Source organism: Streptomyces violaceorubidus (genome assembly GCF_000717995.1).
Taxonomy (GTDB): domain Bacteria; phylum Actinomycetota; class Actinomycetes; order Streptomycetales; family Streptomycetaceae; genus Streptomyces; species Streptomyces violaceorubidus.
This window is the reverse complement of sequence record NZ_JODM01000155.1, coordinates 1-456: the sequence shown is the minus strand read 5'-3', so window position 1 is coordinate 456 and position 456 is coordinate 1. Positions and strand designations below refer to the sequence as shown.

General features: G+C 80.0%; 1 pseudogene. It reads right to left on the bottom strand.

Annotated elements, in window-relative coordinates:
• Window positions 1-456, bottom strand: a pseudogene (locus tag IE94_RS40180) (DUF3017 domain-containing protein); the annotation flags it as partial.

Genomic DNA, 456 nt, shown 5'->3' with positions numbered 1-456 from the left:
GACGAAGCGGCACCCTGCGCCCCGGCGGCCGGCACCGCGGGATCAGTGCCGGCCTCCGGCTGTCCGCCCACCGCGTCACCGTCGGGCACCTCCAACGCCCCGTCGGACGCGTCCTGCAGGCCCGTGTTCCGCACCGGCTGGCTCCCGCCGCCCGAGCGTGCCGCCGGACCGGCACCGGCACCGGCACCCGAACCGGCACCGGCACCCGAACCGGCACCGGCGCCGGTGCCGGTGCCGGTGGCTGCCTGCCCGGCACCCGAACCGGCCGGCTGCCCGACACCGGTCGACTGTCCCGTGCCCGTGCCTGTGCCGGTGCCTGTGCCTGTGGCGAGGACCGGCTGCCCGGTACCCGAGGCGGCCGGCTGCCCCGCGCCCGCACCGCTGGGCCGGCCCGCGCCCGCGCCCGCGGCGGACGTGTCCGGTGCCTCGATCCCGGAGACGGTACGCACCGGCACC